The organism is Microvirga sp. P4_G7 (assembly GCF_056401005.1).
Genome location: NZ_JBFUKD010000905.1, coordinates 1 through 1,218, shown reverse-complemented (window position 1 = coordinate 1,218; position 1,218 = coordinate 1). Strand labels below are relative to the sequence as shown.

At 65.9% G+C, this 1,218-nt stretch carries 1 pseudogene; it reads left to right on the top strand.

The features are described 5' to 3' along the window. Positions 1-212 precede the first annotated feature (212 nt). Positions 213-1,218 (top strand): annotated as a pseudogene (locus AC1DT3_RS21790) (M23 family peptidase); the annotation flags it as partial.

Sequence of the window (1,218 nt, the reverse complement as noted above, 5' to 3'; positions counted from 1 at the left end):
GACCAGTACCTTAATAGACCCGTGCCATTCTCCTCTCGACCTGCACTGTGCGCGAAGCGCCGTTCCATGCTAAAGCGCCAGGCTGGATCGAAACCATAACCACCGTAACGATGAGCCAAACGCCTCCACCCGATGACAGCCGCCGCATGCGCCGCAGGGCATCTGCGGCCGGCCATGCTTCGGCCGGAATCGATCTGGGGCACGAGCCGCCGATGAATTCGAGCGGCACGGCCGAGCCTGATCTCGACCGCCGCGACATCAATCTGCGCTGGCTCGGCGCCGCCGTGCTCACCGGCGTCACCGGTGCGGTTCTCCTCGGCGCATCCATCCATATCGCTCTCGACGGCGCGATGATCGCCGCGGTTGCGCCCGAACGCGCCGTTCTCAAGCCTCCCAGGGGATCCAGCGCCGAGGATCGCGCCGCCAACATCGCCCGCAAGGCCGACAAGCTGATCCGGACCGAGACGTCCACCGCCGCCAGACAGAGTTTCAAGGCGCCGATGACCATCCGGACCGGAGACCGCGAAGCGATCAAGGTGCGCCACTTCGTGCGCGTCGCGACCAACCTGTCCTTGACCACCGGCACCTACGCCACCGACATTCCGCCCTTCAATCCGCTGCGCCTTTTCGCGCAGGACAACGGGGAGAAGAATGCTCCCGAACCCGCGCCCGCCCCTATCGAAGTCGCGGATGCGGACGTGTCCGTACTGCGTTCCGATCTCACCATCATTCCGGTCGAGGCGAGCGCGCCGACTCTCAACGACGACGACGTGATCGCGATCCTCGAAGAGGAGCGTCGTCTCTCTTCGGACAGCCAGCGGCGCCCGAGCGTCCCCATCCCGGCACAGCAGATGCTGCTACGCACCCTGCGCCAGCCCGAAAGCCTCGGCGAGGCACTCGGCTACGCGCGCATCGTCGACGCGCCCTTCAGTTCGATCGAGGTGCGCGTGGTTCCCGAGAACGTCACCAACCTGCCGAAAAGCGGCACGCAATCGGCGCCGGCCCAGATCGAAGAGCGCGAGGTGGTCCTCAAGAAGGGCGAGACGCTCGAATCGACCTTGCGTGCCTACGGCGCCAATCCGGACCAGATCGCAGCCATCTCCAACGCGCTCGGCGCGCGTATCAAGGTCGCCTCCCTGCCCGAAGGCGAGCGCATCCGCATCCTCATCGCTCCGGGCCTCAAAATCGGCGACACGCGACAGATCGCACGGGTGATCC